Annotated in this window: 3 protein-coding genes; 2 read left to right on the top strand and 1 reads right to left on the bottom strand. The window is 64.8% G+C overall.

Annotation, left to right across the window (positions count from 1 at the left end; translation table 11 throughout):
- On the bottom strand, positions 1-243 hold a 243-nt coding region (locus QZY03_RS12070), incomplete at its 3' end, for a hypothetical protein (RefSeq protein WP_295581317.1).
- A 460-nt stretch (positions 244-703) separates the two neighbouring features.
- Here QZY03_RS12070 and QZY03_RS12075 point away from each other — a divergent pair.
- Positions 704-1,159, top strand: coding sequence for a DNA polymerase III subunit chi (locus tag QZY03_RS12075; protein WP_295581319.1), 456 nt, complete (start codon positions 704-706; stop codon positions 1,157-1,159).
- A gap of 351 nt (positions 1,160-1,510) precedes the next feature.
- On the top strand, positions 1,511-1,855 hold the full coding sequence (locus tag QZY03_RS12080; RefSeq protein ID WP_295581321.1) for a TusE/DsrC/DsvC family sulfur relay protein: 345 nt from the start codon (positions 1,511-1,513) through the stop codon (positions 1,853-1,855).
- Positions 1,856-2,063 lie beyond the last annotated feature (208 nt).

The raw sequence follows: 2,063 nt of genomic DNA on the forward strand, positions 1-2,063 counted from the left end.
GGATGGGCATCGCTCTCGCTCTGCCCATCCTACGCGCTTTGTGCTCTTTGTGTCTTTGTGTGAGCAATTTCCGGATCTGGGGTACCGGTCGTCGGCCAGCAGCCGGTCGAGGAGGCGCTGATCGCCATGAAGCCAGCGGTAGAGGTCGCCGCCGATGGCAAAGGCTGCGACCGGGTCCGGGCGTTGCTCCAGGAAGGCGTAGCGCACGGCCAGTGCCTGCAGCAAGCGCAGGACTTCGCCCATCCAGCGTGGGCCCGGCGCCGATCGGCGTGTCGTCGAGCAGCAGGCTGAAGCGGTCGTCTTGAACCAGGATGCCGGCAGTCATGCGGCGGTGCCCCCGAATTTCCGAAATTCCTTGGACTGGACGACGATTGTAGGTGATTTCCGTCGGATCAAGAACCCCAGGCGGCACTATAGTTCGCACCACACCGGAGGTCGAGGCTTCAGCCGGACGTGGCACCGCCGCCGGCTAACGGCCATGGAAGGAACATCAGCCACCCCGGACGATGAATGGCCCCCGTGGGAGCGGCCTCCCGTCGCGATGCGGTGCTGCGATGATCTCGAACGCTGCGGTGACACACCCGACCCCATCGCGGCGGGACGCCGCTCCCACAGGGTCGCTGCGCGACTTTCACGGTAAGCGTCGGCCTCCAGTTGCGTCATTTATCCTTCACTCGTCATTAACCAGGATCCACTTCCCCCAATGCCCACCATCGACTTCTACACCCTGGAACCCGCGAGCCCCGGCGACCGGTACCTGCTGACCTGCCACTTGGTGGAGGGTCTTTATCAGGACGGCGCACGGGTTCTGATCCACTGTCCGGAGACCGAGCGCGCCAGGCGCCTGGATCAGTTGCTTTGGACCTACCGGCAGGAGAGCTTTATTCCACATGGTTTGGTTGGCCAGGTCGACCCCGAGCTGACGCCGATCCTGATCGGTACCGACCTGGGCCGGCAAACCGAAGGCGCGGTCTTGATCAACCTTGCCGCCGAGGTTCCCGCAGAGTTCGCGCGGTTTGAGCGCGTGTGCGAGCCGGTCGATCAGGATCCCGCGGTGCGCGCGGCGGCGCGGTTGCGGTTTCGCTACTACCGCGATCAGGGATTCCCCCCGGACCATCACCCGATGAGTCTGCCGCGCGACGCGGCGGATGCCTGGTAGAAGGCGCGGGCGGCCTTGATCATCGTTCCGGTCGGCCGCGGACGGTCCGCACAGACGGTCCGCACACGGACCCGACGGTGACACCGTGACCCGCGGGCGGTCCGCGCAGCGGACCCTACGGTAACACCGTGACCCGTAGGGTCCGCTGTGCGGACCGACGACCGTGCCGATCGCGCAATGTCCGGGTTTATGATCAAGGCCGCGTGGGCAGCCGTCCGCTCCCGCGCTCCCGATCGACCGGGCCTTGACCTGGCAATTTTCTCGGCTATAGTCGGTAGGGTGACCTGAATTACCAGGCACATCTGAAAAACTAATTAGAATACACGAATATACCTTAGGAGTGGAGAAAACATGAGTCACACGAATCTGCATGAGCCCGTGTCCGGCGGGGCGCGCCCGTTGCCGACCGACGGCGACGGATTCCTGGTCGATGCGGAACTCTGGAACCCCGGCATGGCCCGCGTCATCGCCAGAATGGATGACGTGGGGCCGCTGACCCCCGACCATTGGTCCATCATCTATTATTTGCGCGAGCATCGCCTGACCTACGGCGCCATCCCCCCGGTCTCCCAGATCTGCCGCGTCCATGGCATGGATCGTGATGCCGTGCGCCGGCTGTTCGGCTCCTGCCGCCAGGCCTGGCGCATCGCCGGGCTGCCCCATCCGGGGGACGAGGCGCTCAGCTACATGAACTGAGGCGATGCCCTGGAATCAACATCCCAACTCCCCATGCCTGCAAGCCTGGTAGGTTGGGGTGAGGAACGGACACTGGTGGCGAATTCCCGGCCCCCCTTACGCGGCCGCTTGCAGGGCGGAAAACCGGGAGCGACGGGTTGGGGCCAGGGGTGTACCGGTCAACCAGTCGCCGATGCGTATCAGGTTCACGGCGACGGCCGTGACGACA

Source organism: uncultured Lamprocystis sp. (assembly GCF_903933125.1).
Classification (GTDB): domain Bacteria; phylum Pseudomonadota; class Gammaproteobacteria; order Chromatiales; family Chromatiaceae; genus Thiodictyon.